The sequence below is a fragment of the Brevibacterium sp. 1718 genome (assembly GCF_051131255.1).
In the GTDB taxonomy this organism is placed as follows: Bacteria; Actinomycetota; Actinomycetes; order Actinomycetales; family Brevibacteriaceae; genus Brevibacterium; species Brevibacterium sediminis.
Genome location: NZ_CP186550.1, coordinates 2,766,611 through 2,791,777 on the forward strand (window position 1 = coordinate 2,766,611; position 25,167 = coordinate 2,791,777).

Consider the following 25,167-nt stretch of genomic DNA (forward strand, 5'->3'; position numbering starts at 1 on the left):
TCACGCACCATGAATGACAATGTCACAACGTTGCTGAACTTCCTCCCACAGCTGTGGGAGGGAGTTCAGACAACCATCATCCTCACGGTCGCCGGCAGCATCGGCGCCGTCATCATCGCACTCATCCTCGGACTGACGATGACCTCGCCGAGCGCCTGGCTGCGCATTCCGGCTCGCATCGTCGTCGAATTCTTCCGCGGCACCTCTCTGCTCGTGCAGCTGTTCTGGCTGTTCTACGTGCTCCCGCTCCTCGGCGTCGATTTCGACCCCATGTCCTGCGGTGTCGCCGCTCTGGCGCTCAACTACGGAGCCTATTCCGCCGAGGTGGTCCGGTCCTCGATCAAGACCGTGGCACCCGGTCAGTGGGAAGCCGCCATCGCGCTCAGCCTCTCCCCCACCCGTCGGATGATCCGCGTGATCTTCCCACAGGCCTGGGCACTGATGATCCCGTCCCTGGCGACGCTGCTCATCCAGCTGCTCAAAGGCACGGCGGTCGTCTCCTTCATCACGCTCTCCGACCTCACAGACAAAACCGAACAGCTGCGTCAGTCGACCGGTGACACGATGTTCGCCTATTCGATCAGCCTCCTCATCTACTTCGCACTTGCATGGCTGCTCCAGGAGTTCATGAACTTCCTCGAACGCAGAGCGACGAAAGCTCTCGGCCGCCGTCGCCCGAACTCTCGCACCGATCGCCGTGCGGCCAGGCGTGCAGCCCGTGCCGACGCCGTGCGTGCGAAGGGAGGTGACCTCTGATGTGGAATTGGGAATTCGCCGCCGAGGCACTGCCGATCCTGCTGCGCGGTTTCATCAACACTCTCATCGCCACGGTCGTGGGCACCGCCATCGCCGTCGTTCTCGGACTCATCCTCGCCGTCGCCATCCGCGGCCTCCCACGGTGGATCAACTGGCTCGTCCGGCTCATCGTCGCGTTCATCCGCAACACCCCGCTGGTCGTCCAGCTGCTGTTCGTCTACTACGCGTTCGCGGATATTCCAGGACTCGTCGATGTACCCGCGCTGGTGATCGGCTTCATCGTCATCGGCATCCATTATTCGACGTACATGTCCGAAAGCTACCGCGCCGGAATCGATGCCGTGCCGCCGGGACAGTTCGAGGCTGCCACTGCGCTGTCGCTGCCGCCGGTGCGCACGTTCACTGCGATCGTGCTGCCGCAGGCGCTGCGGGCAACCATCCCGTCGCTGGGCAACTACGCTGTCGCAATGTTCAAGGACACTCCGTTCCTGTTCGCGATCTCCGTCGTCGAGCTCGTCACTGCTGCGAAGGAATTCGGCGGTTCGACCTTCGCCTACACGGAAGCCTTCACACTGGCCGGCATCATCTTCCTCGCGGCCAGCTACCCGACCTCACTGCTCATTCAGAGATTGGATCGACGCCTTGCCACCTACTGAGAACACCCCAACGACTGCCTCCGCATCGTCACACCCGGCGATCGAGTTCAAGGATGTGGAGAAGAGCTTCGGGCCGACCACCGTGCTCAAGGACCTCAACTTCACGGTGGCTCCCGGCGAACGCGTCACCCTCATCGGGCCCAGCGGTTCGGGCAAGACGACGATCCTGCGCCTGGTGATGACGCTCGAGGAGCTCACCGGCGGATATATCTTCGTCGACGGTCAGCCGCTGACGCACGAGGACCGCGGCGGCAAACGCGTGGAACTGCCGAAGAAGCGCACGCGTGAGATGACCACGCGCATCGGCATGGTCTTCCAGCAGTTCAACCTGTTCCCGAACATGACCGTGCTCGAGAACATCATCGAAGCCCCTGTCCATGTGCTCGGCAAGTCCAAGGTCGAAGCCACCAAGGAAGCCAAGGAGCTGCTCGAACGGGTGGGACTGGCCGACAAGGCCGACGCTCACCCGACTCGTCTCTCCGGCGGTCAGCAGCAGCGTGTGGCGATCGCCCGAGCACTGGCGATGAACCCGGAAATCCTCCTCCTCGACGAGGTCACCTCGGCGCTTGACCCCGAGCTCGTCGGGGACGTGCTCGGAGTGCTGCGCGATATCGCCGAGACCACGGACATCACGATGCTGCTGGTCACACACGAGATGCAGTTCGCCCGCGACGTCTCTCACCGCGTGATGATGTTCGACGGTGGTCAGGTGCTCGAAGAGGGTCCGCCGGATCAGATCTTCAACAACCCGCAGCACGAACGCACGCGCAAATTCCTCTCCAGCGTGCTCTAATCCTCTGCGGCGCTCACTTCGTCCGGCTCCCCGACCAACTGGACGAAGTGGATCGCGGTCTCTCCGAAGGTCTTCGAACGGAAGACCTCCAGCCCGTCGGGCATCGTCGGCTCCGGCGAACGCGCGGCACGTTCGACGACGACGATGGACTCCATGTCCAGGTGTGTGCTCAGCCGTCTGAGGATCTGCGTGACAGCGTCCTCTCCCAACGGGTACGGCGGATCCATGAACACGAGGTCGAAGACGCGTGACTCCGGATTCTCCGGTCCGGGCAGTCCGGCGAGAAAGTGGAGCACGTCCCCGGTGTGGACCTCGGCCGAATGGTCGAGACCGAGCTTGTCCGCATTGGATTCCAGAGCGCGAGTCGCAGCCAGGGATGAATCGACGAAGTCGACTTGTGCTGCGCCCCGCGACATCGCCTCGAATCCGAGTCCACCGGAACCGGCGAAGAGGTCGAGGACGTTCGCTGCAGGCAGCACCCCGTAGCCGTCGAGCATGGAGAACAGGGACTCCTTGACGCGGTCGGACGTCGGCCGGGTGTTCGCCCCCGACGGTGACGACAGTCTGGCGCCCTTATGTGCGCCGGCGATGATTCTCATATCTGCTCCCTCAGCCTGCCTCGATGAAGTGGGCGTCGTCCTCGGGCAGGACGCGCCTGATGAAGGCCTTGAGCGCGGGCACCGCTTCCAGTGTCGGGTCGACCGCGACGATCTGCTCAGCGATCGTCTTCGCTTCGGCGACCATCTCGGAGTCGCGGAGGATCGACAGATGCCGCAGCGACGACCCGCCCCATTGGGAGCCGCTGAGCACATCGCCTTCGCCTCGGGCGTCGAGATCGTATTCGGCCAGAGCGAAGCCGTCAAGCGTCTCGGCCACGGCCTGCAGCCGTCCATAGCTCTCATCCTCAGCACTCATCTCGGTGAGCAGGAAGCACAGGGCCGAGCTGCCGTCACGTCCGACGCGTCCACGCAGCTGGTGCAGCTGTGCGACCCCGAAGTTCTCGGCTTCGATGATGACCATCATCGTCGCCCTCGCTACGTCGACGCCGACCTCGATGACCGTCGTCGAGACGAGGATCTCGATGTCGCCTTTGACGAAGTCCGCGAGCACCCGGTCCTTCTCCGCCGTCGACATCCGCCCATGCAGCAGACCGAACTTCAGACCAGCCAGTTCCGGGGTCTCAGACAGCTTCCGTGTGATGTCTTCGATGCCCTGCTTCTGTCCGACTACGTCCCCGGACTCCGGATCTTCGATATCCGTCGGTTCGATTCGCGGGAAGACGACGAAGACCCCCTTCTCAGCCTCGACGGTCTGCCGCATGAGCTCCCGAACCCGGACGTACCAGGCAGGTTGGTCGACGATCGGCACCACATGGGTGGCGATGTCCTTCGGCCCCGCCGGCATCTCGTCGAGCGTCGAGATATCGAGGTCGGCGAAGACCGTCATCGCCACTGTGCGCGGGATCGGCGTCGCCGACATCACGAGAGTATGCGGGGTGGTGTCCCCGCCCTTCGCACGCAGCGCTTCCCGCTGTTCGACACCGAAGCGGTGCTGTTCGTCGACGACGATGAGACCGAGATCTGAGAACATCGTCGACTCCGACAGCAGCGCATGCGTGCCGACGACGATGTCGATGTTCCCGGCGACGAGGTCGAGGGCGAGTTCGCGACGGTCCTTCGCCGGCATCGACCCTGTCATCAGCGCCACCGTCACCTGGTCGTCGTCAGCCAGCAGCGGCGACAGCGCCATCTGCTCGTCGAGGAATGTCTGGATCGAATGGAAATGCTGAGTGGCGAGCACCTCGGTGGGGGCGAGCATGGCGGCCTGGGCACCGGAGTCGACCGCAGTGAGCATGGCCCGCAATGCCACGAGGGTCTTACCGGAACCGACGTCACCGTGCAGGAGCCGGTGCATCGGCCGGTCCGCAGCCATGTCCTCAGCGATCTCCTCGCCGACCCTGACCTGGGATGCGGTGAGGGTGAAGAGCAGGTCTTCGTCGAACCGGCGGCTCTTCGTCCCCTGCGTGAGCAGCGGCGTCGCCTTTTCGTCGGCCAGCTTCGCTTTGCGGGCGGCGAATTCGGTCTGCAGGGCGAGCGCCTCTTCCCATTTCCACCTCAGCCGGGCCCGTTCGACGTCCTCGATCTTCCGCGGTCGATGCATGTCTTCGAGAGCTGTGCGCAGGTCCGGCAGCTCATGAGCGTCCCGCAGCCCCTTCGGCAGCGGATCCTCGAACTCCTCGGGCCCAGCGACGGTGAGCAGGGTCTTGATCGAGCTCCACAGCCGGGACTGCGCGATCTTCTTCACGGCCGGGTAGATGGGGAACGGCGAGTTGAGGTCCTCGGGAGTCCACTCATGGTCATCCTCGGTGCGGTTGAGCCACACCGGAGACGCCAGGGTCAGCTGCCCCCGGAACGACTCCACCTTGCCGCCGAAGACGACGGTCAGTCCCGGCTTCAGCGACTTCTCCAACCAATACTGGTTGAAGAACGCGATCTTCATCGACTGCTTCCCGTCATGGACGATGACTTCGGTGATCGTGCCTTTCCGCTGTTTCATCCGCCGCGTCTCCACCCGGATGACTTCGGCCTGGATGATCGCGGTTTCCCCCAGGGGCAGATCCCCGAGTTCCGTGCGCTCCCCGGGGACGAGGTAGCGCCGCGGGAAGAAGCGGAGCAGGTCAGTGACCGAATGCACACCGCGCTGGGCCAAGTTCTTCCGATCGGCGGGCCGGAAGTTGTCTTCGAGCCGGGTCGTCATTCGACCCCCATGATCACGAGCACTCCGGAGTCTCTGGCATCGATGTCCTGGAAGTGGACGGTCTCGTGTGACTTCTGGATCCAGTCACGCAGGTGGTCGAGCACCTCCGGTGCGCAGTCGGGTCCGTGGACGACGGTGAGCAGCTCTCCCCCGGCACCGAGCAGCCGATCGGCGAGCTTCTCCACCAAGGTCCGCAGCTCCGTGCTCTGGGTCTTCGCGCGGCCTTCGATGAAGACCCGGTAGAACTGTGCCGGATGAGCCGCCACTGCCGTGGCAGCGCCCGGAACGCCATCCGAAGTCGATCCTTCGTCCTCGCGGATCACCGGCAGCATCCCCGTCGGAGGGTCGGTGGCGAGCTGATCGGCCGAATAGATCGTACCCACCCTCGTACCCGCGGCCGCTTCGGTCATATCGGCGAAGATCTCCCCCGCCGGGGCGAACGGATCGTAGACGGCCAGGGCCGAGAGCAGGGTGCCGACGTTGCGGGAGCGCACGACGTGCGCACCCAGCCCTGCCAGGGACTTCAGCGCCGAGGTGGAGCTGGGGATGACGATGACCTCCCGGTCCTCGGCGGCGATGAGTTCGGACATCGTCTCGAACAGGTCGCCCACCTCCGGAGTCAGCGCCGTGGCCCCGTTGAGCGCGGTGTGCATGAGCAGTCCCGTGCCCTTGACCAGGGCGATGAGCTTCGTCTCGCCCTCCTCCTCGTGCATCCGCAGGTCTTCCATGTCGAGCCGGGCGATCCCGTATTCGCCGAGGCGGTCGATGACGGTCGCGGCGGTCGTTTCGTCGGCGACGTGGACGTGGACCTTGGCCGCGTTGATGACGATCGAGGTCCCGCCGAGGCGGTCGAGATCCTCGGCGAGCGAGTCCGCGGGGGTGTCGGCGAGGATGGCGACGATCTCGAGTTCGTCGGCGGTGGCTTCGTGGATGATCTTCGGGGCGCGGGCCACCTCGGCGAGCATCGAATCCTGCGGGGTGCGGCCGGTGACGGTGGCGTAGAGGAGGTCGAAGAGTTCGACGATTCCCGTCGATCCGGCGTCGACGACCTCGGCTTCGCGCAGCACGGTGAGCTGTCCGGTGGTCTCCCGCAGCGCCGACCGGGAGCGTTCGCGCACTGCCGCGATGACGTCGATCAGGGAGGCTCCGTCGTCGGCTTGCTCACGGGCCTCGGTGGCCATGGCGTCGAGGACGGTGAGCATGGTGCCGTCGACGGGTCGGGCGACGGCGGCCCGCGCTCGGTCGGACGCGGTCTCCAGGGCGGTGGCCATGGCGTCGGCGGTGGCCACGGTGACTCCGGCCAGAGCATCGGCGACTCCCTGCAGAGCGACAGCGAGGATGAGTCCGGAGTTGCCGCGCGCACCACGTCCGGCTCCGGCGGCCAGTGCCGCGACGACCTGTGGGAGGGTGACGGGGCCGGTGAGCTCTTCGACGGCGAGGTAGGCGGCGCGCAGGGTGTGGTACATATTCGTGCCGGTGTCGCCGTCGGGGACGGGGAAGACGTTGAGCTCGTCGATCTCGGTGCGTTCCTTGCGCAGCCGGTCGACCGCACGGCGGGCCCAGCGCGCGGCCAGACGACCGTTGAGGCTGATGGCGTTGCTCATGTCACTTCCCGAAATGGCTGAAACCGCTCGCCGGCACGGGTGTGCCGTCGAGGCTGACATCGTGTCCGGTGCGGATCTCACCGATTCTCCGCCAGCCTACCCCAGGCACGGCGGACGGCGGCGCAGACGCGGCGAAGCCGTGATCCTCTCCCCCGTCGAGCACCCAGGACAGCGCCAGATCCTCTGCCGTCGTGGCCGCATCGTTCCCACCGTCCGCTTCCGACGCACCGTCCGCTGCTCGGGCATCGAGCACGAATTCGGCCGCCGGCAGCAGCGGGTCGACGAGGTCGCGCAGGAGTGATCGGTCAAGGTCGATGCCCACCCCCGAGGCGGCCGCCACCCGGGCGAGGTCGAGGCTGAGCCCGTCGGAGACGTCGATCATCGCCGAGGCCGCCCCGACCGTGCGCAGCGCACCGTAGTCAGGCTGTGGCGCCAGCTGGGTGTCGATGAGCGAGCGGAGTTCCGGTCCGGCGGTGTCAGGTCGCGCTCCGGCGAAGAGCAGGTCGAGCCCGGCGGCGGATCGACCGACCGTTCCGGCCAGGTAGAGCGAATCCCCTGGCTGGGCGCCGGAGCGCAGAATTGCGGACTCCTCGCCCACGGTCCCGAGTGCGGTGATGGCGATGACGATGAGACCCGAGGACGACAGGTCCCCGCCGATGATCGGCACCGTGCAGTCCAAAGCCGTCCCTGCTCGTTCCGCTTCGTCGAAGAGCCCGGAGTACAGGGCTTCGAGGCAGGCGATGTCCGTGTCATCCGGAACGGCGACGGAAACGAGCAGTCCGTGCGGGATCGCTCCCATGGCACAGACGTCGGCCAGGTTCTGGGCCGCTGCCTTGACTCCGAGCTTCTTCCAGTCCAACCACTCGCGAGTGAAGTCCTCGTTCTCCACGAGCATGTCCGCGGTCGAGACGAGTCGACCCTCAGGTGCGGTCACGGCCGCATCGTCTCCGGGTCCGACGATCACGTGCGTGCTGCTGGGGTTACGGCCCAGCACGCGGGAGATGATGTGTGATTCGCCAAGTTCGGACAGTCGGGTCATGGCTCCAGGTTATCGGGCGATACGGTAGTCCTATGAGATCTCGCCCTGCTTCGACGCGCCGCAACGCCCGGCCCGCGCACCGTCGTCGTTCTCTCACCTTCGTCGCATTGGCCACGGTGCTCACCGGTCTGGCGGTGACCGGGTGTTCGCGCACCGTCATCGTCGAACCGGCCAAGGATGCTGCGAATCCGAAGTGTGCCGACATCCTGCTCACCCTGCCCGATGAGATCTCGGGTGAGAAGGCACGCACGACCTCCTCGCAGGGCACGAAGGCGTGGGGAGATCCCAACGTCGCGGTGCTGCGCTGCGGAGTCACTCCCCCCGGGCCGACGACAGATCAGTGCGTGAGCGTGTCCGGAGTCGATTGGATCTCGAAGCCGGTCGAGGACGACGATTCGACGTGGAGGTTCACCAGCTACGGGCGAACCCCCGCCGTCGAGGTGCTCGTCAACCGCAAGGCCGAGTCAGGCAATGACGTGCTCGCCGCGATCTCACCGACCCTGTCGAAGTTCCCTCCGGAGAACGAGTGCGTCGGAGCCGAGGACATCGCCGGCTAGAGCGCCCACCGAAGACGCGATTGCTCCACGGAGGCGGTTGCTCCGCGGCATCCGCTTCTACTTCGCGCGAGCGTGGTCGATCAGGGCGATCGAGATGAGTTCGCCGATGAGTTCGGAGTATTCGAGTCCCGACTGCGCCCACATGAACGGGTACGCCGAGGTGGGAGTGAACCCGGGAAGGGTGTTGAGTTCGTTGAGGACGACCTCGCCGGTGTCCGTGACGAAGGTGTCGACGCGGGCCAGACCGGTGCAGTCGAAGAGACGGAACACCGAGGCGGCCAACTCCTGAACCCGGGCGGTCACCGTCTCGTCGAGATCGGCCGGACAGGTGACCTCTGCGGCGGCGAGGTCGAGGTACTTGGCGTCGAAATCGTAGAAGGAGTGGTCGCCGCTCACCCGGATCTCTCCGGGAGAGGACACTCGCAGCTCCGTGTCATAGACGGAACCGAGCACGGCGCATTCGACCTCACGACCGCTGACCTCGGGTTCGACGATGACCTTGGAGTCGTGTTCGAAGGCACCGAGCAGGGCGGCTTCGAGGTCGGCCGCCTCGGCGACCCGGCTGACTCCCATGGACGATCCGGCACGGGCGGGTTTGACGAATACGGGCAGGCCGAGCGCGGCCACTCGTCTCTCCGCCTCCGCGCGGTCTGCGGCCCACATCGTCTCGGTCACGAGCTCCCACGGGCAGGTGGGGACTCCGGCGTGGGCCATGAGTGACTTCGTATAGTGCTTGTCCATGCTCGCGGCGGAGGAGAACACTCCGGAGCCGACGAACGCGGTGTCGCTGAGTTCGAACAGTCCCTGCAGGGTTCCGTCCTCACCGAAGCGGCCGTGCAGGAGTGGGAAGAATACGTCGACCGCACCGAGTTCGGTGTAATTGCCCTCGGCATCGCGGTGCAGCAACGGTGACCCGTCGGCGGAGACCGGAGGAATCACCTCGGTCCCATTGTCCGTGACCTCGGGCATGGCTTGCGGGTCGAAGCGCATGCTCGCCCAGTCGTCGACGACCCGCCACACACCGGTCTTCGTGATGCCGATCGGCAGAACATCGAAGGCATCGGCGTCGATGGCACCGATCACCCCGGCTGCGGTGACGCAGCTGACGGAGTGCTCGCTCGAACGGCCTCCGAAGAGGACTGCGACAAGGGGCCGGTGATCGTTGTCTGCCATGAGTTTCCTTGCTGAAGTGGTACTCCCGTGCACTCGGACCGGACACGGGTGCGCACAGCGGGTCAGGTGTGCGCGGACTGAAAGACTTTAGCTCACTTGGCCTCGTACGTGCATTCCAGCCACGCCCGACCGATGCCCTTGAAGAACATGTTGAAGCCGGCGAAGGCAGGTGTTGCGGATTCGTCGATGCCCAGCGGTTCGGCCAGAGCGGTGACGATGAAGAAATAGCGGTGCGGTCCGTGGCCCTCCGGCGGGGCGGCACCGACGAAGCGGGGTTCGCCGGCGTCGTTGCGCAGGGTCACGGCACCGCTGGGCAGGAGGTCGGCGGACGGGTCACCGGCGTTGGCCTCCAGGCTCGTCACCGAGGCGTCGAGGTCCGTGACGACCCAGTGCCAGAAGCCCGAGCCGGTGGGAGCGTCGGGGTCGTAGCAGGTCACGGCGAAGGCCTTGGTCTCTTCGGGGAACCCGGACCAGGACAGCTGCGGCGAGACGTCCTCACCGCCAGGCACGCCCATGGCGCCGGAGAGCTGGGGGCCGGTGAGCACCCCACCGTCTTCGATGTCGGTGCTCGTCAGCGTGAAGGTGGGAAGTTCGGGAAGGTTGAAGAACGGTGAGTTGGCGCTCATTTGTGCTCCTAGTTTTCCAGCGGGTGCCTGAGACTCGGTGTGAATCAGGCAGGTGGTCCTTCGTGCTTACGCTTCCGAGACAACAGCAATCCGGCGAGTTCGTCAACTTGCAGTTTTCCGGCGAGAACCGCACAGACCGCCTCGGTGATGGGCAGGTCGACGCGGTTGCGTCGCCCCAGGGCGAGGACGGCAGGAGCGGATTTCACGCCTTCGGCCGTCTGCGAGGTGTGGGCGATGACGTCCTCGAGGCTCATCCCCTCACCGAGGTGGCGTCCGAAGGTGCGATTGCGCGACAGGGGCGAGGCGCAGGTGGCCACGAGGTCGCCGAGCCCGGCAAGTCCGGACAGGGTGTGCGCCTCGGCGCCCATGGCCGCGGCCAGGCGAGAGGTTTCGGCGAGCCCGCGGGTGATGATCGACGCCTTCGAGTTGTCGCCGAGCTTCTGTCCGTCAGCGATGCCCACGGACAGGGCGATGATGTTCTTGATCGCACCGCCGATCTCGACGCCGACGACGTCGGTGTTCGTATACGGGCGGAAGTACGCGTTCGCGCTGATCTCTGCGACCACCTCGGCGGTGGTGATCTCTGAGGACGCGACGACGGTGGCGGTGGGCTGCCGGTCGGCGATCTCCCGCGCCAGATTGGGTCCGGAGACGACGGCGATCTGGGATTCGGCGACCTCGGCGACCTCGGCGATGACCTCGGACATGCGTTTGCCGGTGTCGACCTCGATGCCCTTCATCAGGCTCACGAGCTTCACACCCTCACGCAGATGCGGCTTCCACCGGGTGAGGTTCTCCCGCAGGGTCTGGGCTGGGACGGCGAGGACGATGACCTCGGCGTCGGTGACCGCGGCGATATCGTCAGCGGTCGCACTCAGACCCTCGGGCAGGACTCGCTCGCCCAGGTAGCGCTCGTTGGTGTGCGTGGAGTTGATCTCTTCGGCGACCTCGGGACGGCGGGCCCACAGGGTGACGGGGAAGCCGGCGTCGGCAATGACCGCAGCGTAGGTGGTTCCCCACGATCCGGCTCCGAGGACGGTGATCTTGTCGACGCTCATTCGCCAGTCTCCTTCGCTGTGAAACGCTGCGGCAGTTCGCGTTCGGACAGTTCGGCCACCATCGCCGCCACGGTGTTCTTCACACGCTGGGAGAGGTCTCCCATCGTCTTCTTCTCAGCCCGGTGATCCCACAGATCCGAATAGTCGATGGCGGGGCCGAAGGCCACGACGGAGTCATGGCTGAAGGGGCGGAAGCGGACCTTCTTCTGCCCACGCGGGTAGACCGTGTCCAGTCCCCAGTGGGCGACGGGGATGATCGGGGCTCCGGTCTCCAGCGCCAGCCGGGCAGTGCCGGTCTTGAAGTGCTGGGGCCACAGCTCCGGGTCCTTCGTCAGCGTGCCCTCGGGGTAGATGACGACGGTCTGGCCGTTCGCCAGGGCGTCCTTCGCATATTCGAGGGAGTCCCCGGCCGAGGCCGAGGCGCGCAGCACCGGGATCTGCCCGATGGTCTTGAGGATCTTGCCGAGCACTCCGGTGAACAGCGTTGACTTCGCGAGGAAGTGCGGCATCCGACCGTTGCGCTTCAGCGCCAGCCCCACGAGGATCGGGTCGAGATGGTTGGCGTGGTAGGCGGCGGCGATGATGCCCGTGCCGGCCGGCGGCAGGTGCTCGACTCCCCGCACGCTCATCTTCGTGGCCGTGCGCATGAGCCCGAAGGCCGCTGTGGCGGCGACGGTGCCGGCCCGGTTCTGGGACCGCACCGAGGCGGGATCGAAGGAGACGAGATCGTGATCGTTCGCGTCCGGTTCGATGTCGGCGCTCATGCGGAGACCTCGGCACCGAGTCCGGTGAGCTTGTCGAGGAAGTTCTCGTAGCCGCGGTTGATGAGTTCGATGCCGTGGACTTCGCTCGCACCCTGGGCAGCCAATGCGGCGATGAGGTGGCTGAAGCCGCCGCGCAGATCGGGAACGTCGATGCGGGTGCCCTTGAGGTCGGTGGGTCCGGAGATCACGGCCGAGTGTTGGTAGTTCCGTCGTCCGAAGCGGCAGGGAGTGCCGCCGAGACATTCGCGGTAGAGCTGGATCTGCGCACCCATATCGCGCAGGGCGTCGGTGAAGCCGAAGCGGTTCTCATACACGGTCTCGTGGATGATCGACAGACCTTCGGCCTGAGTCATCGCGACGACCAACGGCTGCTGCCAGTCGGTCATGAAGCCGGGGTGGACGTCGGTTTCCAGCGCAAAGGATCGGAGTTTGCCGCCGGGGTGGCGGAAGCGGATGCCGTTCTCCTGCACATCGAATTCTCCGCCGATCTTGCGGAAGACGTTGAGGAACGTGATGAGCTCCGGCTGGCTGGCGCCTTCGACGAAGATGTCTCCGCCGGTGGCCAGTGCCGCCGAGGCCCAGGACGCGGTCTCGTTGCGGTCGGGCAGGGCGCGGTGGATGAACCCGCGGAGGGTGTCGACGCCTTCGATGCGCACCACGCGGTCGGTGTCGACGGTGATGATCGCGCCCATCTTCTGCAGCAGCGCGATGAGATCCATGATCTCCGGTTCGATGGCCGCGCCCCGCAGCTCGGTCACGCCTTCGGCGCGGACCGCGGTCAGCAGCACCTGTTCCGTGGCACCGACGGAGGGGTAGGGCAGTTCGACCTTGGTGCCCTGCAGGCGGCTGTGCGCCTTGAGCATGATGCCGCCGGGGGTCTTGTCGACCTCGGCTCCGAACTTGCGGAGCACATCGAGGTGGAAGTTGATGGGGCGGTCGCCGATATGGCAGCCGCCGAGGTCGGGGATGAACGCCTGACCGAGGCTGTGCAGGAGAGGTCCGCAGAAGAGGATCGGGATGCGGGAGGATCCGGCGTGGGCGTCGATGTCGACGATGGAGCCCTGAGCCACATCGGCCGGGTCGAGGTGGAGTTCGCCGTCGGGCTGGTCCCCGTCGGGGCCGGAGGTGACGCGGACTCCGTGGAGTTCAAGGAGTCCGGTGACGATCTCGACATCGCGGATGTTGGGCACGCCGCGCAGCACGGACGGGGTCTCACCGAGCAGAGAGGCCACCATCGCCTTGGGCACCAGGTTCTTGGCGCCGCGGACTCGGACGGTGCCGTCCAGCGGATTTCCCCCACGTACTTCGAGCATGTTCCTCCCTGATTCCGATGATCGGATCCGGGCGGGATGCCACCCGGAGACGGTGCCCCACGATTGCCGCGGGCACCGTCCTAGACTAACCCAGCCGACGGTATCCCACCGATTCGCCGAGGCGACCCCGAGGTCACGTTCGAACGTGACGGTGGGCCGCCTCGGCGAGGGTGGATCGGTGCGGGGGGGGGCCGGCTTAGGTGAGGGTCAGACCTTGGCGGGCAGGGTCGTCGGCTTGAAGGCGAAGCGGGAGGATTCGTAGGCGACGATCTCGTCTTCCTTGGCCAGGGTGAGGCTGATGTCGTCGTGGCCTTCGAGCAGGCGCCAGCGCGTGTAGTCGTCGATCTGGAAGGACACGGTGACGGTGTCGCACGTCACGGTCTTCTCGTTCAGGTCGACGGTGATCGAGGTGCCGGGATGGTTCTCGAGGATCTTCCAGATCAGTTCGATATCGGCCTGTTCGAGCTGGGCGGCCAGCAGGCCCTCTTTGCCGGAGTTGCCGCGGAAGATATCGCCGAAGCGGGAGGACAGGACGACGCGGAAGCCATAGTCCTTGAGCGCCCAGACGGCGTGCTCGCGGGAGGAGCCGGTGCCGAAGTCGGGGCCGGCGACGAGGACGGAGCCGGATGCGAAGTCGGGGTCGTTGAGGACGAAATCGTCGCCTGACCGCCACCGGTAGAACAGGGCGTCCTCGAAGCCGGTGCGGGTGACCCGCTTGAGGAACTTCGCGGGAATGATCTGGTCGGTGTCGATATTGGATCGGCGCAGAGGAACGCCGATGCCGGTGTGGGTGGTGAAAGCTTCCATGGCCCTTCCTCCTTTGTCAGTCGTTCGCCGAGACGGGTGTCAGGTTGAGGGACAGGCGGTTGTCGGCCCATTCCACGGGTTCGGCATCCCGCGGCAGGTCGGCGACGTCGCCCGGTGAGGACAGCGTGCCGCGCACCGCGGTGGCCGCGGCAACGAGCGGTGAGACGAGGTGGGTGCGCCCGCCCTTGCCCTGGCGGCCTTCGAAGTTGCGGTTCGAGGTCGAGGCGCAGCGTTCGCCTTCGGCCAGCTGGTCCGGGTTCATCCCTAAGCACATCGAGCAGCCGGCGAAGCGCCATTCGCCGCCGAAGTCCTTGAAGATGACGTCGAGGCCCTCTTCTTCGGCCTGGAGTCGGACCTTCGCGGAGCCGGGAACGACCATGAAGCGGACGTTGTCGGCCTTCTTGCGGCCGCGGACCACCTCGGCGGCGGCCCGGAGATCTTCGATCCGGGAGTTCGTGCAGGACCCGAGGAAGACGGTGTCGACGTCGATCTCGCGCAGCGGCGTACCCGGGGTCAGGCCCATATAGGCCAGCGCATTGGCGGCTGCGGCTTTGTCGTTCTCGTCGGTGAAGTCGTCGGGGCTGGGCACGCTCGCCGACAGCGGCAGGCCCTGGCCGGGGTTCGTTCCCCAGGTGACGAAGGGTTCGATGTCTTCGGCCTTGAGGACCACCTCGGCGTCGAATTCCGCGCCTTCGTCGGTGTAGAGGGTCTTCCAGTACTCGACGGCCGCGTCCCAGTCTTCGCCTTCGGGGGCGTGGGGACGGCCCTTGACGTATTCGAAGGTCGTCTCGTCGGGGGCGACCATTCCGGCGCGGGCGCCGGCTTCGATCGACATATTGCAGATCGTCATCCGGGCTTCCATCGACAGCTGGCGGATGGCCGAGCCGCGGTATTCGAGCACGTAGCCCTGCCCCCCGCCGGTGCCGATCTTCGCGATGATGGCGAGGATGATGTCCTTGGCGCTCGAGCCTTCGGGCAGGTCGCCGTCGACGGTGATCGACATCGTCTTGAAGGGCTTGAGGCTCAGCGTCTGCGTGGCGAGCACGTGTTCGACCTCGGAGGTGCCGATGCCGAAGGCGAGCGCTCCGAAGGCGCCGTGGGTGGAGGTGTGCGAGTCGCCGCAGACGACGGTGGTGCCCGGCTGGGTCAGACCCAGCTGCGGTCCCACGACGTGGACGATTCCCTGGTCGGCGTCGCCGAGGCTGTGCAGGCGGATGCCGAATTCCTCGGCGTTCTTGCGCAGGGTGTTGATCTGCGTGGCCGAGGTCGGTTCGGCGATCGGCTTGTCGATGTCCCACGTCGGGGTGTTGTGGTCCTCGGTGGCGATGGTGAGGTCGGGGCGGCGCACTGGGCGCCCGGCGAGTCGGAGTCCGTCGAAGGCCTGCGGGCTGGTCACCTCGTGGACGAGGTGGAGGTCGATGTAGATAAGGTCCGGCGCACCGTCAACACCTCGTGAGACGACGTGATCGGCCCAGACCTTCTCGGCCAATGTGCGTGGCATGGTTCCTCCCGCCGGTGCAGGGATCTCTGCACCCGATGTAGACCTGACGGGCCGAGGTACGACCGCGTCGATGAACTGCGATGTGCGCACTGGAGTGAGTGCGTATTCGAAATCTACTCGCCCGTATCGCAATGCGAACTTGCATCTCGCCCACTGAGACGCGCACAATGGTGCCTATGACAAGCAATGGTAGCGGCGTCGGGGTCATCGACAAGGCCGCAATGGTTCTCTCCGCACTTGAGGCCGGACCCGCCTCTCTCGCCGAATTGGTGACGCTGACCGGACTGGCACGCCCCACTGCCCACCGCCTGGCTGTTGCCCTCGAATTCCACCGCATCGTCGGTCGCGACCTTCAGGGACGTTTCGTCCTCGGGCCGCGTCTGGCCGAGCTGTCGTCGGCCGCCGGCGAGGACCGCCTGCTGGCCGCGGCCGGGCCGGTGCTCGGTCAGCTGCGCGATCAGACGGGTGAGTCCGCTCAGCTCTTCCGCCGTCAGGGCGATCTGCGCCTGTGCGTGGCCGCGGCCGAGCGCCCCGTGGGTCTGCGCGACTCCGTGCCGATCGGCGCGACGCTGTCGATGCGCGCCGGTTCTGCGGCTCAGGTGCTGCTGGCCTGGGAGGAGCCGGACCGTCTGCACACGGGCCTGCGCGGTGCCCGGTTCTCCGCGACCATGCTCTCCGGGGTCCGCCGCCGAGGCTGGGCCCAGTCCATCGCCGAACGCGAACGGGGGGTCGCCTCGGTGTCGGCTCCCGTGCGCGGTCCGAGCAATCGGGTGGTCGCAGCCGTCTCGATCTCCGGACCGGTCGACCGGCTCACCCGCCAGCCCGGCCGCCTGCACGCGAAGTCGGTCATCGACGCCGCGCGTGCGCTGACCGAGGCACTCGTGCGCGGCTGAGTCCGACTCAGCTCCCATCGCACCTCGCCCAGCGGCGAACGGGTTGACCGCGGGCCCGGAGGATCATCCCTCCGGGCCCGCGGTCGTGCCTCCAGGCCCGCGGGCGTGCCTCGTCCTTGAAGTCGGCCCGACCTCCGGGCTTGTACTATGGCCCCATGATCGCCGCTCAGAGACGCAACATCATCGTCGATACGATCGAGAGAGACGGCGCCGTCTCCATCACTTCCCTGTCGGAGAAGCTCGATACTTCGGCCGTGACCATCCGCCGGGACCTCGATCAGCTCGCCGAGGAGGGCAGACTCATCCGCACCCACGGCGGCGCCGTTCTCGCCTCGAGCGCGCGGGAGTCGAGCTATGCGGAGAAGCTCGAGCAGGCTCTGGCCGAGAAGACGGCGATCGCGCGTGCTGCAGCGACCCAGGTGCGCAACGGAGATGTCGTGGCGCTGGGGCCGGGAACGACGACAGAGCTGTTGGCCAAGGAGCTCGTGACGCGCTCGGGTCTGCGCGTGGTGACGAATTCGCTGCTCGTCGCCGAGGCCATGGTCTCCTCCCCCGACAACGAGGTCATCGTCGTCGGCGGTCTGCTGCGCCATTCGATCCGGGCCTTCGTCGGCGGCGGCACGGTGTCTCAGCTGCTCGGCCTGCGCGCCGACACCGTCTTCCTCTCCGGGAACGGACTGGCCGCGGACTTCGGCCTGTCGACACCGGCGTTCCCCGTCGCCGATACGGATCGGGCCATGGCCGCCGGGGCAGGGCGCGTCACTGCACTCGTCGATCACACGAAGGTCGGTCTCCGCTCGTCGGTGCTCACTGTTCCGACCGAGCAGATCCAGCAGCTCATCACCGATTCGAAGAGCGAAGAATCCGAACTCACCGCACTGCGCGAGGCGGGGGTTGAGGTCGAGGTCGTCTGAGATATCGATCTGCTGACATTCTCCGTCACTACATCTCTACTTCTTGATTGTTTTATTGTGATTCTGATAACTTTTGATCAGTCACGGCAATGGGGCCGTACCGACAGAAGAGGCACCAATGAAAATCAGAGAATCGCATTCGGTCTTCCGCTCCACAGCAATTCGAGTGTGTGCCATCGCTGCAGCCGGTGGGCTGCTGCTGTCCGGCTGCACCAACGAAGGCAGCGACCCCGAAGCTTCAGGAGGCAGCGGAGGCGAAGCCGCTCAGGCCGCTGACAGTGCCGGATCATCGGGTCCGACCTGCACGATGGACGATTACGGCGTCGACAAAGTCGACATCAAAGGTGCGAAGGTCGGCTTCTCCCAGTCCGAGCCGGATTCCGCGAGCTTCCGCGCTGCAGAAACCAAATCTCTCAAGGACACGGCCAAGGACGCCGGTGCCGACCTCGTCGTCACAAACGCCAACAACGAACTGCCCAAACAGATCAGCGATATCGAGAACCTCCTCAGCCAGGACGTCGACATGCTCGTCATCGCCCCGGTCAATTCCGACGGACTCGACTCGGCTCTCAATGCAGCCAAGAAGAAGAAGGTCCCGGTCGTGACCATCGACCGGAAGGTCACCAACAAGTCCTGCGACGACTATCTCACCTTCATCGGTTCGGACTTCGTCAAGCAGGGCGAGCGCGCGGCGGATGCCCTGGCCGAGGCCACCGATTCCAAGGCGAAGGTCGCAGTGCTGTTGGGGCCCTCGGGCAACAACGTCACCGACGGCCGGCAGAAGGGCTTCAAGGATCAGGTGAAGGCCGAGTACCCGGACATCGAGATCGTCGCCGAACAGACGGCCAATGCTTCCCGTTCCGAAGGTCAGGAGGTCACGGCTCAGCTGCTGCAGTCGAACCCGGAGATCGACGCTGTCTATGCATTCAACGATGAAGAGGGCCTCGGCGCGATGGCCGCCATCCAGGAAGCGGGCAAGGAACCGGGCAAAGACGTGAAGATCGTGTCGATCGACGGGACGAAGAATGCTGTCGATGCCATCGTCGCCGGCAAGTACAACGCAGTGATCGAATCCAATCCGCGCTTCGGACCGCTGGTCTTCGACACCTTGAGCAAGTTCTACTCCGGTGAGGAGATCCCGGAGGACATCATCATCAAGGACGGCGAGTACACACCCGACAACGCCGAAGAACAGGCCGGTCAGGCGTTCTGACGTGACCGACACATCCCAACAGGGCCCGGCGCAGCCTCACGAGGAGGCTGCGCTGGCGCTGGCCGCCAGAGGACTGAACAAATCCTTCTCCGGTGTCCATGTCCTCCACGACGTCGACTTCTCCCTGCGTCCCGGAACGATCCACACCGTCGTCGGCGAGAACGGGGCCGGGAAGTCCACTCTCATCAAATCGCTGACCGGGGTCTATCAGGCCGAGACCGGTTGCATCGAGCTTGCCGGCAGCGAGGTCCGGTTCAACCATCCGTCCCAGGCGCAGGACGCCGGAATCTCCACGGTCTACCAAGAGGTGAACCTCGTCCCGCTCCTGTCGGTGGCCCGCAATATCTTCCTCGGCCGCGAGCCGCGGGGACGCCTCGGCCTCATCGACGTACGCGCACTCAACAGGAAGGCCGCCGAGGTGGTCCAGGATCTCGGCATCGATGTGGACGTGACTGCGGAGCTCGGAGCCTTGGGCCTCGGCGTCCAGCAGATGATCGCACTGGCCCGCGCGGTGACGACCGAGGCACGCGTCGTCATCATGGATGAACCGACTTCGTCTTTGGAACGCCGCGAGGTCGAAGTGCTGTTCTCCGTGGCCCGCCGGCTCCGTGACCAGGGAGTCGGCATCGTCTTCATCTCACATCGACTCGATGAGCTGTGGGAACTCTGCGATGAGGTGACGATCCTGCGCGACGGTCGCGTCGTCCATACCGGTCCGATGCACGAACTCGACCGCCGGTCCCTGATCTCGGCAATGCTCGGTCGTGACATCACCGAACACGGCGTCACCTCATTCACCGATACCGATGTTTCCGAAACGACCGCCGAGGTGGTGCTCGAGGCGAAGGATCTCAGCGCGCCCGGCCGTCTGCGGTCCGTTGACGTGTCCGTCCGGGCAGGCGAGATCGTCGGCTTGGCCGGTCTCCTCGGGTCAGGTCGCAGCGAGACCGTCAAAGCGATCTACGGCGGATTGGATACGAGCTCAGGCCAGATCACAGTCAAGGGCGGACCGGTCCGACGGGGTTCCGTCCCCGCTGCGCTGAGAGCAGGAATCGCACTGCTGTCCGAGGATCGGAAGGCCGAGGGCATCGTCCCCGAGCTCAGTGTCCGCGACAACATCATCCTCGGCATCCTGCCGCGGGTCTCGAACGCAGGCGTGCTGTCGAACCGCCGAATCGATGAACTCGTCGATCGCTGGATTCGCCGTCTGGGCATCAAGGTCTCGTCAACCCGACAACTCATCTCCGAACTCTCCGGGGGAAATCAGCAGAAAGTGCTCATCGCCCGATGGCTGTGCACCGAGCCTTCGGTCTTCCTCCTCGACGAACCGACTCGCGGCATCGACGTCGGAGCCAAACAGGAGGTGCAGGCCCTCATCGACGAACTGGCGGAGAAGGGAATGGCCGTCGTCCTGATCTCCTCGGAGACCGAGGAGCTCGTTGCCGGTTCGGACTCGATCCTCGTGCTGCGCGACGGAGAGGTCAGCGAGATCCTCACCGACGACCAGGTGGACAACTCTCGACTCCTGTCGGCCCTCGTCGATGGAGGACAGCGATGAAGGCCTCGCCCACCACCGCCTCGGTGCCGGTGAAGCGCTCGATGTCCGTGCGAGCGTGGATCGCGAACTACGGGGTCTATGTCGCACTGGCACTGATGGTGGTCATCAACGCGATCATCACTCCGCATTTTCTCACTGCCGCAAACCTGCGCCTGCAGCTCATCCAGACCGCTCCCGTCCTCATCGTGGCACTCGGCATGGCCATGGTCATCGGCACCAAGGGCATCGACCTGTCGGTCGGCAGCGTGATGGCGCTGTCGGCAGCGATCATGCCGCTGTACATCGGCTACGGGACCGTTCCGGCGATCCTCGTCGGAATCGCTGCAGGCGGCCTCTCGGGACTGATGATCGGTGCTCTCGTCTCATACTTCGGCATCCAACCCATCGTCGCCACCCTGGCCGTACTCATCGGCGGGCGTGGTCTCGCGAACGTCATCGGCGGTGAGATCAAAAACCTCTCCGACCCCGGACTCGCGGTACTCGGCTCCGGCTCTCTGCTCGGCATCCCGTATTCGGTTCTCAGCGCCGTCATCCTGGTCCTTGTCGCGGCGTTCCTCATGCGCCGCACCACCTTCGGGATCATGGTCGAGGCCATCGGCGGCAATAAGAAGGCCGCCGAACTCGCCGGGATCCGCATCAAGTCCGTGCTGGTCAGCGTCTATGTCCTCTCCGGTCTGCTCGCAGCGTTCGCCGGAGTCCTCGTGGCCGCCCGCTCGTCGGCCAGCGACCCACGCACCCTCGGCCTGCTCATGGAACTGTCGGCCATCGCCGCCGTCGTCATCGGCGGGACCTCACTGGCCGGCGGCAAGGTGCGCATCCTCGGCACTGTCGGGGGTGCGCTGCTCATGCAGCTCATCGTGTCCACTCTCGTCTCCCACAACATTCCGGACTCCGTGTCCCAGATGGTTCAGGCGATCGTCATCGTCGTCGCTGTCGCCCTCCAGGTCGGAAGGAGAAAGACATGAGCACTACCTCCACCACCGAGGCGGCTCTCGCCGATGCGGGCAGGCGATCACGAGTCGAGAAGCTGGCTCGGCTGACTCAGCGCAACGGTGCGCTGGTGATTCTGCTCTGCCTCATCGTCGTCTCTGCCTTCGCCTTTCCGACGTTCGCTTCTGCGGGCAATCTCAGCCAGATCGCTCTGCAGGCCGCATTCCTCGCGCCCGTGGCCCTGGGGCTGACGTTCGTCATCTTCACCGGGGGCATCGACCTGTCGGTCGGGTCGGTCTTCGCCCTCGGCGGAGTGCTCGCAGCGTGGGCATCTCAATATGGATTCCTCGCTGCCCTCCTCGTCCCGCTCATCGTGTGCACCCTCATCGGTCTCGTGCAGGGAGCGATCGTCGCGTTCACGTCGATCCCGTCGTTCATCGTCACCCTCGCCGGTCTGCTCTTCGCCCGCGGTCTGCTCTTGGCACTGACCGAAGAAGGGTCGGAGACGTACAAGGTACCCGGTGATTCCGCCTTCCTCGAGCTCAGCCGCGGATCCTTTCTGGGTCTCGGATTCCCGGTGTGGATCGTCATCGTCCTCTTCGCGATCGGCGTCCTCGTGCTCCACCGCACCTCCTACGGTTCGACCCTGCTGGCGATCGGCGGTCAACCCGATGCCGCCCGCCTCATGGGTCTGCCGGTGCTGCGGTCGACCCTCATCGTCTTCGCTGTGTCAGGGACCATGGCCGGTCTGGCCGGAGCGCTCACCGCGTCCTACACCGCGTCGGGAGTGACCACCCTCGGTGTCGGTCTCGAGCTCACGGCGATCGCCGCCGTGGTCCTCGGCGGCACTCTGCTCACAGGAGGAGCGGGAACTGTAGTCGGATCCCTGGTCGGAGTCGTGCTGCTGCAGGTGGTGGCCAACCTCATCAACCGCATGGGACTGACGAATTCGAACTGGCAGGCCGTGGTCAACGGCGCTGTGCTGCTCGTCGTCGCCGTTGCTCAGGTGCTGCTGTCCAGAGTTCAGGCCCAAGAACGGCAGAGACGCCGAGGCGGCGAGGCCGACGCGCCGAAACCGACCTGACTCCGACAGGGGCGCTCACAGGCTCGCAGAAGTGCGCACAAGCGCGCGTGCAGGCGGTCTGCGCACGGCTCCGGCGCAAACGATCAAAACTGTTCAGGTTCGATCACTAGCGATCAGGCTCACAATCCTCTAAAGTGTCCACTCGGGTGTCATACACCACACGCAGCCATGCACTGACGCATTACGAAGCGATGCACTGACGTATATGGAGGAACCTTGGAAGCAATCCGCTTGGACGCACAGTGGATCGACTATCTGCTGATAGCGATCTACTTCATCTTCGTCCTCGGCATCGGCTGGTTCGCCAAGCGCGGGATCTCCTCGAGCATCGAGTTCCTCCTCTCCGGACGGAGCCTGCCTGCTTGGGTCACGGCTCTCGCGTTCGTCTCGGCCAACCTCGGCGCCGTGGAGATCATGGGCATGTCCGCCACGGGAGCCCAGTACGGCATGCCGACGATGCACTACTTCTGGATCGGCGCGGTCCCGGCGATGCTGTTCCTCGGCGTCGTGATGATGCCGTTCTACTACGGTTCGAAGGTCCGGTCGGTTCCGGAGTTCATGCGCAAGCGCTTCGGCACGGGCGCTCACCTCGTCAACGCACTGTCCTTCGCGGTCGCACAGCTGCTCATCGCCGGCGTCAACCTGTTCCTGCTCGGCACGATCGTCAATCGACTGCTCGGCTGGCCGCTGTGGATCACCCTCATCGTCGCCGCCGCGATCGTCCTGTCCTACATCACCCTCGGCGGGCTGAGCGCGGCCATCTACAACGAGGTGCTGCAGTTCTTCGTCATCGTCGCGGCCCTCCTGCCGCTCACCCTCATCGGCCTCAACCGCGTCGGCGGCTGGGACGGGCTGGTCGACCGTGTGAGCAATGACGGAATGCTCGGCGCCGAACAGCTGAGCAGCTGGCCCGGCGAGCAGCTCTCCGGCTTCTCCAACCCCGTGCTCTCGGTCGTCGGCATTGTCTTCGGCCTCGGCTTCGTCCTCTCCTTCGGCTACTGGACGACGAACTTCGTCGAGGTCCAGCGCGCCATGGCGTCGAAGTCGATCAATGCCGCGCGCCTGACCCCGATCATCGGCGCATTCCCGAAGATGCTCATCCCCTTCATCGTCGTCGTCCCCGGCATGATCGCCGCGGTCCTCGTGCCGCAGATGACGCAGTTCAAGGAGATCTCGGCCTCCATCGACGAGGCGACCGCGCTGGAGCAGACGGGCGTGACGTACAACGATGCGCTCCTGCTGCTCATGCGCGAGGTCCTGCCCAACGGTCTCCTCGGTGTGGCGATCGCCGGCCTCCTCGCCGCGTTCATGGCCGGTATGGCCGCGAACATCTCCGCGTTCAACACGGTCTTCAGCTATGACCTGTGGCAGCAGTACGTGGTCAAGGACCGCGAGGACGACTACTACCTGAAGATCGGCCGCTGGGCGACGATCGGTGCCTGTGTCGTCGCGATCTTCACGGCGCTCATCGCGGGCAACTTCTCCAACCTCATGGATTACCTGCAGACGCTGTTCGGCTTCTTCAACGCCCCGCTGTTCGCCACGTTCATCCTCGGTATGTTCTGGAAGCGGATGTCGGCGACCGCCGGTTGGGTCGGCCTCGTCGGCGGCACGCTCTCGGCCGTGTTCGTGTTCATCCTCGCCGAGACCGGAGTCCTCGATCTGCCCGGTCAGGGTGCCGCATTCCTCGCGGCCAGCACGGCGTTCGTCGTCGACATCGTTCTGTCGGTGATCGTCACCCTGTTCACCACGCCGAAGCCCGCCGCGGAGCTGCGCGGACTCGTCTACTCGGAGACCCCGAAGTCCGATTTCGAGGACCTCAGCGAACCGAAGGCGCCGTTTTGGAAGCGCCCCGTGCCCGTCGCGGGTGTCGCTCTGGTGCTCGTCATCATCCTCAACGTGACATTCGGCTGAAGGAGCCAGTGAGACCCATGAGCAAATCCAACGAACTGACCAAGACCGCAGGCGCCTTCGACGTCCGCAACTTCATCGGTGCGCTGCTGGCGATCTTCGGCGTCATCCTCACGATCGCCGGAATCATCGGCTTCACTCCCGACGAAGCAGAGCGCACCGGCGGGGTCGATGCGAACCTGTGGACCGGAATCGGCCTCATCATCGCCGCGGCCGTCTTCCTCATCTGGGCGAAGCTGCGCCCGATCCGCATCGTCGAAACTCCCGACGACACCGCAGGCGCGGCCGGCACCGACTGATCGCCTCAGTCTGCGTCGATCCGCTCAGAGCGCTGCCATCGCTGCAGCAACCTCGGGGATGTCGGCGGTCGGTACGACGGTCGAGGCGTTCTCGAGGGTCAGCAACCGGGCACGTGGAATCTCCCGGGCGAGCGCCTCTCCATTGCCCACGGGGAAGAACGGGTCACGCCTGCCGTGCATGACCAGCGTCGGCACTCGCAGCTGCGGCAGGCGTTCTCGCCAGCGTGGCCGGCAGTCGAGGCGGGAGAACACCATTCCGAGCTGATCGGCCAGTTGAGCTTCCGGATCTGAGTTCTGTGTCGGAACTGAGCCCTGTTCTGAATCAGAGCTCTGCGTGCGTGCCCAGATCCGCGCGGCGACTGCCCGTGCCTCTTCAGGGTCGTCGCCGAGGATCCGTGCACCTTCGGCCATATAGTCGGCCACCGAGTCGACGTCCGTCCAGTCCGGCTGCGGTCGGGAGAAGAGCGGACCCATCGTGGCCTCACCATGATCCGGCAGGTCATCGTCGACGGGACCGGGAGCGACCGGTCGGGTGCCGATGAGAGTGAGTGCCGAAAACGCCTCAGGGTGGTCGAGCGCCGCGACCTGTGCGACCATCCCGCTGATACCGATTCCTGCGAGATGAGCGGGTCGGCCATCGAAGGTCCGTGCGAGTTCGGCGGCATCAGCCGCGAGGTCTCGCAGAGTGTAGTCCGGTGATTCGAGATCACCATGGCTCGAGGCCCCGGCATCCCGGAGATCGCAGCACACAACGTGACGTCCCTGCTCTGCCAGCTGCTCGCACAGAGCATCGGGCCAGGACAGCATCGTCGGGGCACCGAGGCAGAGAACCAGCAGCGCATCCGTCTCACCGAACTCGTCGACGCCGAGGCTCACTCCATTGACGTCGCAGATATCCATGCCGCTCCCCCGCTCCGAGTTCATCCTCGTCTGAGGTTCAAGCATGAACCGCGTTGCTTCG

At 65.5% G+C, this 25,167-nt stretch carries 24 protein-coding genes; 12 read left to right on the forward strand and 12 right to left on the reverse strand.

The annotated features are described in order from the left end of the window. Positions 1-9 precede the first annotated feature (9 nt). From ehuC to ehuA, 3 genes are read left to right on the forward strand one after another with little or no spacing between them, the layout of a single operon-like run. A complete protein-coding gene (ehuC, locus tag ACOZ9V_RS12450; RefSeq protein ID WP_139468823.1) occupies positions 10-756 on the forward strand; it encodes an ectoine/hydroxyectoine ABC transporter permease subunit EhuC in 747 nt (248 codons plus the stop codon). Then, a complete protein-coding gene (ehuD, locus tag ACOZ9V_RS12455; RefSeq protein WP_259357887.1) occupies positions 756-1,412 on the forward strand; it encodes an ectoine/hydroxyectoine ABC transporter permease subunit EhuD in 657 nt (218 codons plus the stop codon). The genes ehuC and ehuD overlap by 1 nt, the downstream gene beginning before the upstream one ends. Continuing rightward, the gene (ehuA, locus tag ACOZ9V_RS12460; protein WP_181272006.1) at positions 1,399-2,205 is read left to right on the forward strand and encodes an ectoine/hydroxyectoine ABC transporter ATP-binding protein EhuA; all 807 of its coding nucleotides are present in this window, start codon (positions 1,399-1,401) and stop codon (positions 2,203-2,205) included. Before ehuD ends, ehuA begins: the two co-directional genes overlap by 14 nt. On the opposite strand, the gene rsmD is transcribed toward ehuA, so the two are convergent. The 4 genes from rsmD to thiL are packed head-to-tail and all read right to left on the reverse strand — an operon-like array spanning position 2,202 to position 7,605. Beyond that, on the reverse strand, positions 2,202-2,804 hold the full coding sequence (gene rsmD, locus ACOZ9V_RS12465; RefSeq protein WP_172171269.1) for a 16S rRNA (guanine(966)-N(2))-methyltransferase RsmD: 603 nt from the start codon (positions 2,802-2,804) through the stop codon (positions 2,202-2,204). The two genes, ehuA and rsmD, sit on opposite strands and share 4 nt — an antisense overlap. Before the next feature lie 10 nt (positions 2,805-2,814). After that, on the reverse strand, positions 2,815-4,962 hold the full coding sequence (locus ACOZ9V_RS12470; protein WP_259357886.1) for an ATP-dependent DNA helicase RecG: 2,148 nt from the start codon (positions 4,960-4,962) through the stop codon (positions 2,815-2,817). Then, complete coding sequence (locus ACOZ9V_RS12475) at positions 4,959-6,566, reverse strand: DAK2 domain-containing protein (protein ID WP_434590487.1); 1,608 nt, start codon at positions 6,564-6,566, stop codon at positions 4,959-4,961. The genes ACOZ9V_RS12470 and ACOZ9V_RS12475 overlap by 4 nt, the downstream gene beginning before the upstream one ends. A gap of 1 nt (position 6,567) precedes the next feature. Beyond that, positions 6,568-7,605 (reverse strand): thiamine-phosphate kinase, encoded by a 1,038-nt coding sequence (gene thiL, locus ACOZ9V_RS12480; protein ID WP_434590489.1) that lies wholly within the window; start codon positions 7,603-7,605, stop codon positions 6,568-6,570. Between the two features lie 32 nt (positions 7,606-7,637). Here thiL and ACOZ9V_RS12485 point away from each other — a divergent pair, with 32 nt between their 5' ends. Then, positions 7,638-8,162 carry a DUF3515 domain-containing protein gene (locus tag ACOZ9V_RS12485; protein WP_139468830.1) on the forward strand — a complete coding sequence of 175 codons (525 nt, stop codon included), beginning with the start codon at positions 7,638-7,640 and terminating at the stop codon, positions 8,160-8,162. 57 nt (positions 8,163-8,219) lie between these two features. On the opposite strand, the gene ACOZ9V_RS12490 is transcribed toward ACOZ9V_RS12485, so the two are convergent. From ACOZ9V_RS12490 to leuC, 7 genes are all read right to left on the reverse strand, one after another. Next, positions 8,220-9,335 carry a D-alanine--D-alanine ligase family protein gene (locus ACOZ9V_RS12490; protein WP_434590492.1) on the reverse strand — a complete coding sequence of 372 codons (1,116 nt, stop codon included), beginning with the start codon at positions 9,333-9,335 and terminating at the stop codon, positions 8,220-8,222. A 92-nt stretch (positions 9,336-9,427) separates the two neighbouring features. Further along, complete coding sequence (locus ACOZ9V_RS12495) at positions 9,428-9,961, reverse strand: YbhB/YbcL family Raf kinase inhibitor-like protein (protein WP_434590495.1); 534 nt, start codon at positions 9,959-9,961, stop codon at positions 9,428-9,430. 44 nt (positions 9,962-10,005) lie between these two features. Next, positions 10,006-11,019 (reverse strand): NAD(P)H-dependent glycerol-3-phosphate dehydrogenase, encoded by a 1,014-nt coding sequence (locus ACOZ9V_RS12500; protein ID WP_434590498.1) that lies wholly within the window; start codon positions 11,017-11,019, stop codon positions 10,006-10,008. After that, positions 11,016-11,783, reverse strand: coding sequence for a lysophospholipid acyltransferase family protein (locus ACOZ9V_RS12505; RefSeq protein ID WP_139468834.1), 768 nt, complete (start codon positions 11,781-11,783; stop codon positions 11,016-11,018). Before ACOZ9V_RS12505 ends, ACOZ9V_RS12500 begins: the two co-directional genes overlap by 4 nt. Next, positions 11,780-13,096 (reverse strand): UDP-N-acetylglucosamine 1-carboxyvinyltransferase, encoded by a 1,317-nt coding sequence (gene murA, locus ACOZ9V_RS12510; RefSeq protein WP_139468835.1) that lies wholly within the window; start codon positions 13,094-13,096, stop codon positions 11,780-11,782. Before murA ends, ACOZ9V_RS12505 begins: the two co-directional genes overlap by 4 nt. A gap of 207 nt (positions 13,097-13,303) precedes the next feature. Continuing rightward, positions 13,304-13,903, reverse strand: a complete 600-nt coding sequence (gene leuD / locus ACOZ9V_RS12515; RefSeq protein ID WP_139468836.1) for a 3-isopropylmalate dehydratase small subunit — start codon at positions 13,901-13,903, stop codon at positions 13,304-13,306. Positions 13,904-13,919: 16 nt separating this feature from the next. Beyond that, positions 13,920-15,404, reverse strand: a complete 1,485-nt coding sequence (gene leuC / locus ACOZ9V_RS12520) for a 3-isopropylmalate dehydratase large subunit (protein WP_139468837.1) — start codon at positions 15,402-15,404, stop codon at positions 13,920-13,922. 176 nt (positions 15,405-15,580) lie between these two features. Between leuC and ACOZ9V_RS12525 the strand changes: the two genes are divergently transcribed. The 8 genes from ACOZ9V_RS12525 (at position 15,581) to ACOZ9V_RS12560 (ending at position 24,206) form a co-directional block, all read left to right on the forward strand. Continuing rightward, complete coding sequence (locus ACOZ9V_RS12525) at positions 15,581-16,297, forward strand: IclR family transcriptional regulator (protein WP_025777351.1); 717 nt, start codon at positions 15,581-15,583, stop codon at positions 16,295-16,297. Positions 16,298-16,452: 155 nt separating this feature from the next. Next, complete coding sequence (locus tag ACOZ9V_RS12530) at positions 16,453-17,211, forward strand: DeoR/GlpR family DNA-binding transcription regulator (protein WP_172171257.1); 759 nt, start codon at positions 16,453-16,455, stop codon at positions 17,209-17,211. Positions 17,212-17,329: 118 nt separating this feature from the next. Next, positions 17,330-18,424: an ABC transporter substrate-binding protein gene (locus ACOZ9V_RS12535; RefSeq protein ID WP_181271668.1), complete on the forward strand. Its 1,095-nt coding sequence runs from the start codon at positions 17,330-17,332 to the stop codon at positions 18,422-18,424. Position 18,425: 1 nt separating this feature from the next. Beyond that, positions 18,426-19,982: a sugar ABC transporter ATP-binding protein gene (locus ACOZ9V_RS12540; RefSeq protein ID WP_434590505.1), complete on the forward strand. Its 1,557-nt coding sequence runs from the start codon at positions 18,426-18,428 to the stop codon at positions 19,980-19,982. Continuing rightward, entirely contained in the window at positions 19,979-20,947 is a 969-nt protein-coding gene (locus tag ACOZ9V_RS12545; protein WP_434590507.1) for an ABC transporter permease, read from the forward strand. The genes ACOZ9V_RS12540 and ACOZ9V_RS12545 overlap by 4 nt, the downstream gene beginning before the upstream one ends. After that, positions 20,944-21,996 carry an ABC transporter permease gene (locus tag ACOZ9V_RS12550; RefSeq protein WP_434590510.1) on the forward strand — a complete coding sequence of 351 codons (1,053 nt, stop codon included), beginning with the start codon at positions 20,944-20,946 and terminating at the stop codon, positions 21,994-21,996. The genes ACOZ9V_RS12545 and ACOZ9V_RS12550 overlap by 4 nt, the downstream gene beginning before the upstream one ends. Before the next feature lie 216 nt (positions 21,997-22,212). Continuing rightward, entirely contained in the window at positions 22,213-23,910 is a 1,698-nt protein-coding gene (locus ACOZ9V_RS12555) for a sodium:solute symporter family protein (protein WP_139468839.1), read from the forward strand. Positions 23,911-23,927: 17 nt separating this feature from the next. Then, positions 23,928-24,206, forward strand: coding sequence for a hypothetical protein (locus ACOZ9V_RS12560; RefSeq protein ID WP_434590513.1), 279 nt, complete (start codon positions 23,928-23,930; stop codon positions 24,204-24,206). 24 nt (positions 24,207-24,230) lie between these two features. On the opposite strand, the gene ACOZ9V_RS12565 is transcribed toward ACOZ9V_RS12560, so the two are convergent. Continuing rightward, entirely contained in the window at positions 24,231-25,151 is a 921-nt protein-coding gene (locus tag ACOZ9V_RS12565; protein WP_434590515.1) for an alpha/beta fold hydrolase, read from the reverse strand. Positions 25,152-25,167 lie beyond the last annotated feature (16 nt).

What these genes read in the sequence shown, in the direction of transcription:
- ACOZ9V_RS12470 (WP_259357886.1), bottom strand. Translation starts at nt 4,962, where the DNA reads ATGACGACCCGGCTCGAAGACAACTTCCGGCCCGCCGATCGGAAGAAC.
- ACOZ9V_RS12490 (WP_434590492.1), bottom strand. Translation starts at nt 9,335, where the DNA reads ATGGCAGACAACGATCACCGGCCCCTTGTCGCAGTCCTCTTCGGAGGC.
- ACOZ9V_RS12565 (WP_434590515.1), bottom strand. Translation starts at nt 25,151, where the DNA reads ATGCTTGAACCTCAGACGAGGATGAACTCGGAGCGGGGGAGCGGCATG.
- ACOZ9V_RS12500 (WP_434590498.1), bottom strand. Translation starts at nt 11,019, where the DNA reads ATGAGCGTCGACAAGATCACCGTCCTCGGAGCCGGATCGTGGGGAACC.
- leuD (WP_139468836.1), bottom strand. Translation starts at nt 13,903, where the DNA reads ATGGAAGCTTTCACCACCCACACCGGCATCGGCGTTCCTCTGCGCCGA.
- ACOZ9V_RS12545 (WP_434590507.1), top strand. Translation starts at nt 19,979, where the DNA reads ATGAAGGCCTCGCCCACCACCGCCTCGGTGCCGGTGAAGCGCTCGATG.
- thiL (WP_434590489.1), bottom strand. Translation starts at nt 7,605, where the DNA reads ATGACCCGACTGTCCGAACTTGGCGAATCACACATCATCTCCCGCGTG.
- ehuD (WP_259357887.1), top strand. Translation starts at nt 756, where the DNA reads ATGTGGAATTGGGAATTCGCCGCCGAGGCACTGCCGATCCTGCTGCGC.
- ACOZ9V_RS12495 (WP_434590495.1), bottom strand. Translation starts at nt 9,961, where the DNA reads ATGAGCGCCAACTCACCGTTCTTCAACCTTCCCGAACTTCCCACCTTC.
- ehuC (WP_139468823.1), top strand. Translation starts at nt 10, where the DNA reads ATGAATGACAATGTCACAACGTTGCTGAACTTCCTCCCACAGCTGTGG.
- ACOZ9V_RS12475 (WP_434590487.1), bottom strand. Translation starts at nt 6,566, where the DNA reads ATGAGCAACGCCATCAGCCTCAACGGTCGTCTGGCCGCGCGCTGGGCC.
- ACOZ9V_RS12530 (WP_172171257.1), top strand. Translation starts at nt 16,453, where the DNA reads ATGATCGCCGCTCAGAGACGCAACATCATCGTCGATACGATCGAGAGA.
- ACOZ9V_RS12505 (WP_139468834.1), bottom strand. Translation starts at nt 11,783, where the DNA reads ATGAGCGCCGACATCGAACCGGACGCGAACGATCACGATCTCGTCTCC.
- ACOZ9V_RS12560 (WP_434590513.1), top strand. Translation starts at nt 23,928, where the DNA reads ATGAGCAAATCCAACGAACTGACCAAGACCGCAGGCGCCTTCGACGTC.
- ACOZ9V_RS12550 (WP_434590510.1), top strand. Translation starts at nt 20,944, where the DNA reads ATGAGCACTACCTCCACCACCGAGGCGGCTCTCGCCGATGCGGGCAGG.
- ACOZ9V_RS12525 (WP_025777351.1), top strand. Translation starts at nt 15,581, where the DNA reads ATGACAAGCAATGGTAGCGGCGTCGGGGTCATCGACAAGGCCGCAATG.
- leuC (WP_139468837.1), bottom strand. Translation starts at nt 15,404, where the DNA reads ATGCCACGCACATTGGCCGAGAAGGTCTGGGCCGATCACGTCGTCTCA.
- ACOZ9V_RS12485 (WP_139468830.1), top strand. Translation starts at nt 7,638, where the DNA reads ATGAGATCTCGCCCTGCTTCGACGCGCCGCAACGCCCGGCCCGCGCAC.
- murA (WP_139468835.1), bottom strand. Translation starts at nt 13,096, where the DNA reads ATGCTCGAAGTACGTGGGGGAAATCCGCTGGACGGCACCGTCCGAGTC.
- ACOZ9V_RS12535 (WP_181271668.1), top strand. Translation starts at nt 17,330, where the DNA reads ATGAAAATCAGAGAATCGCATTCGGTCTTCCGCTCCACAGCAATTCGA.
- rsmD (WP_172171269.1), bottom strand. Translation starts at nt 2,804, where the DNA reads ATGAGAATCATCGCCGGCGCACATAAGGGCGCCAGACTGTCGTCACCG.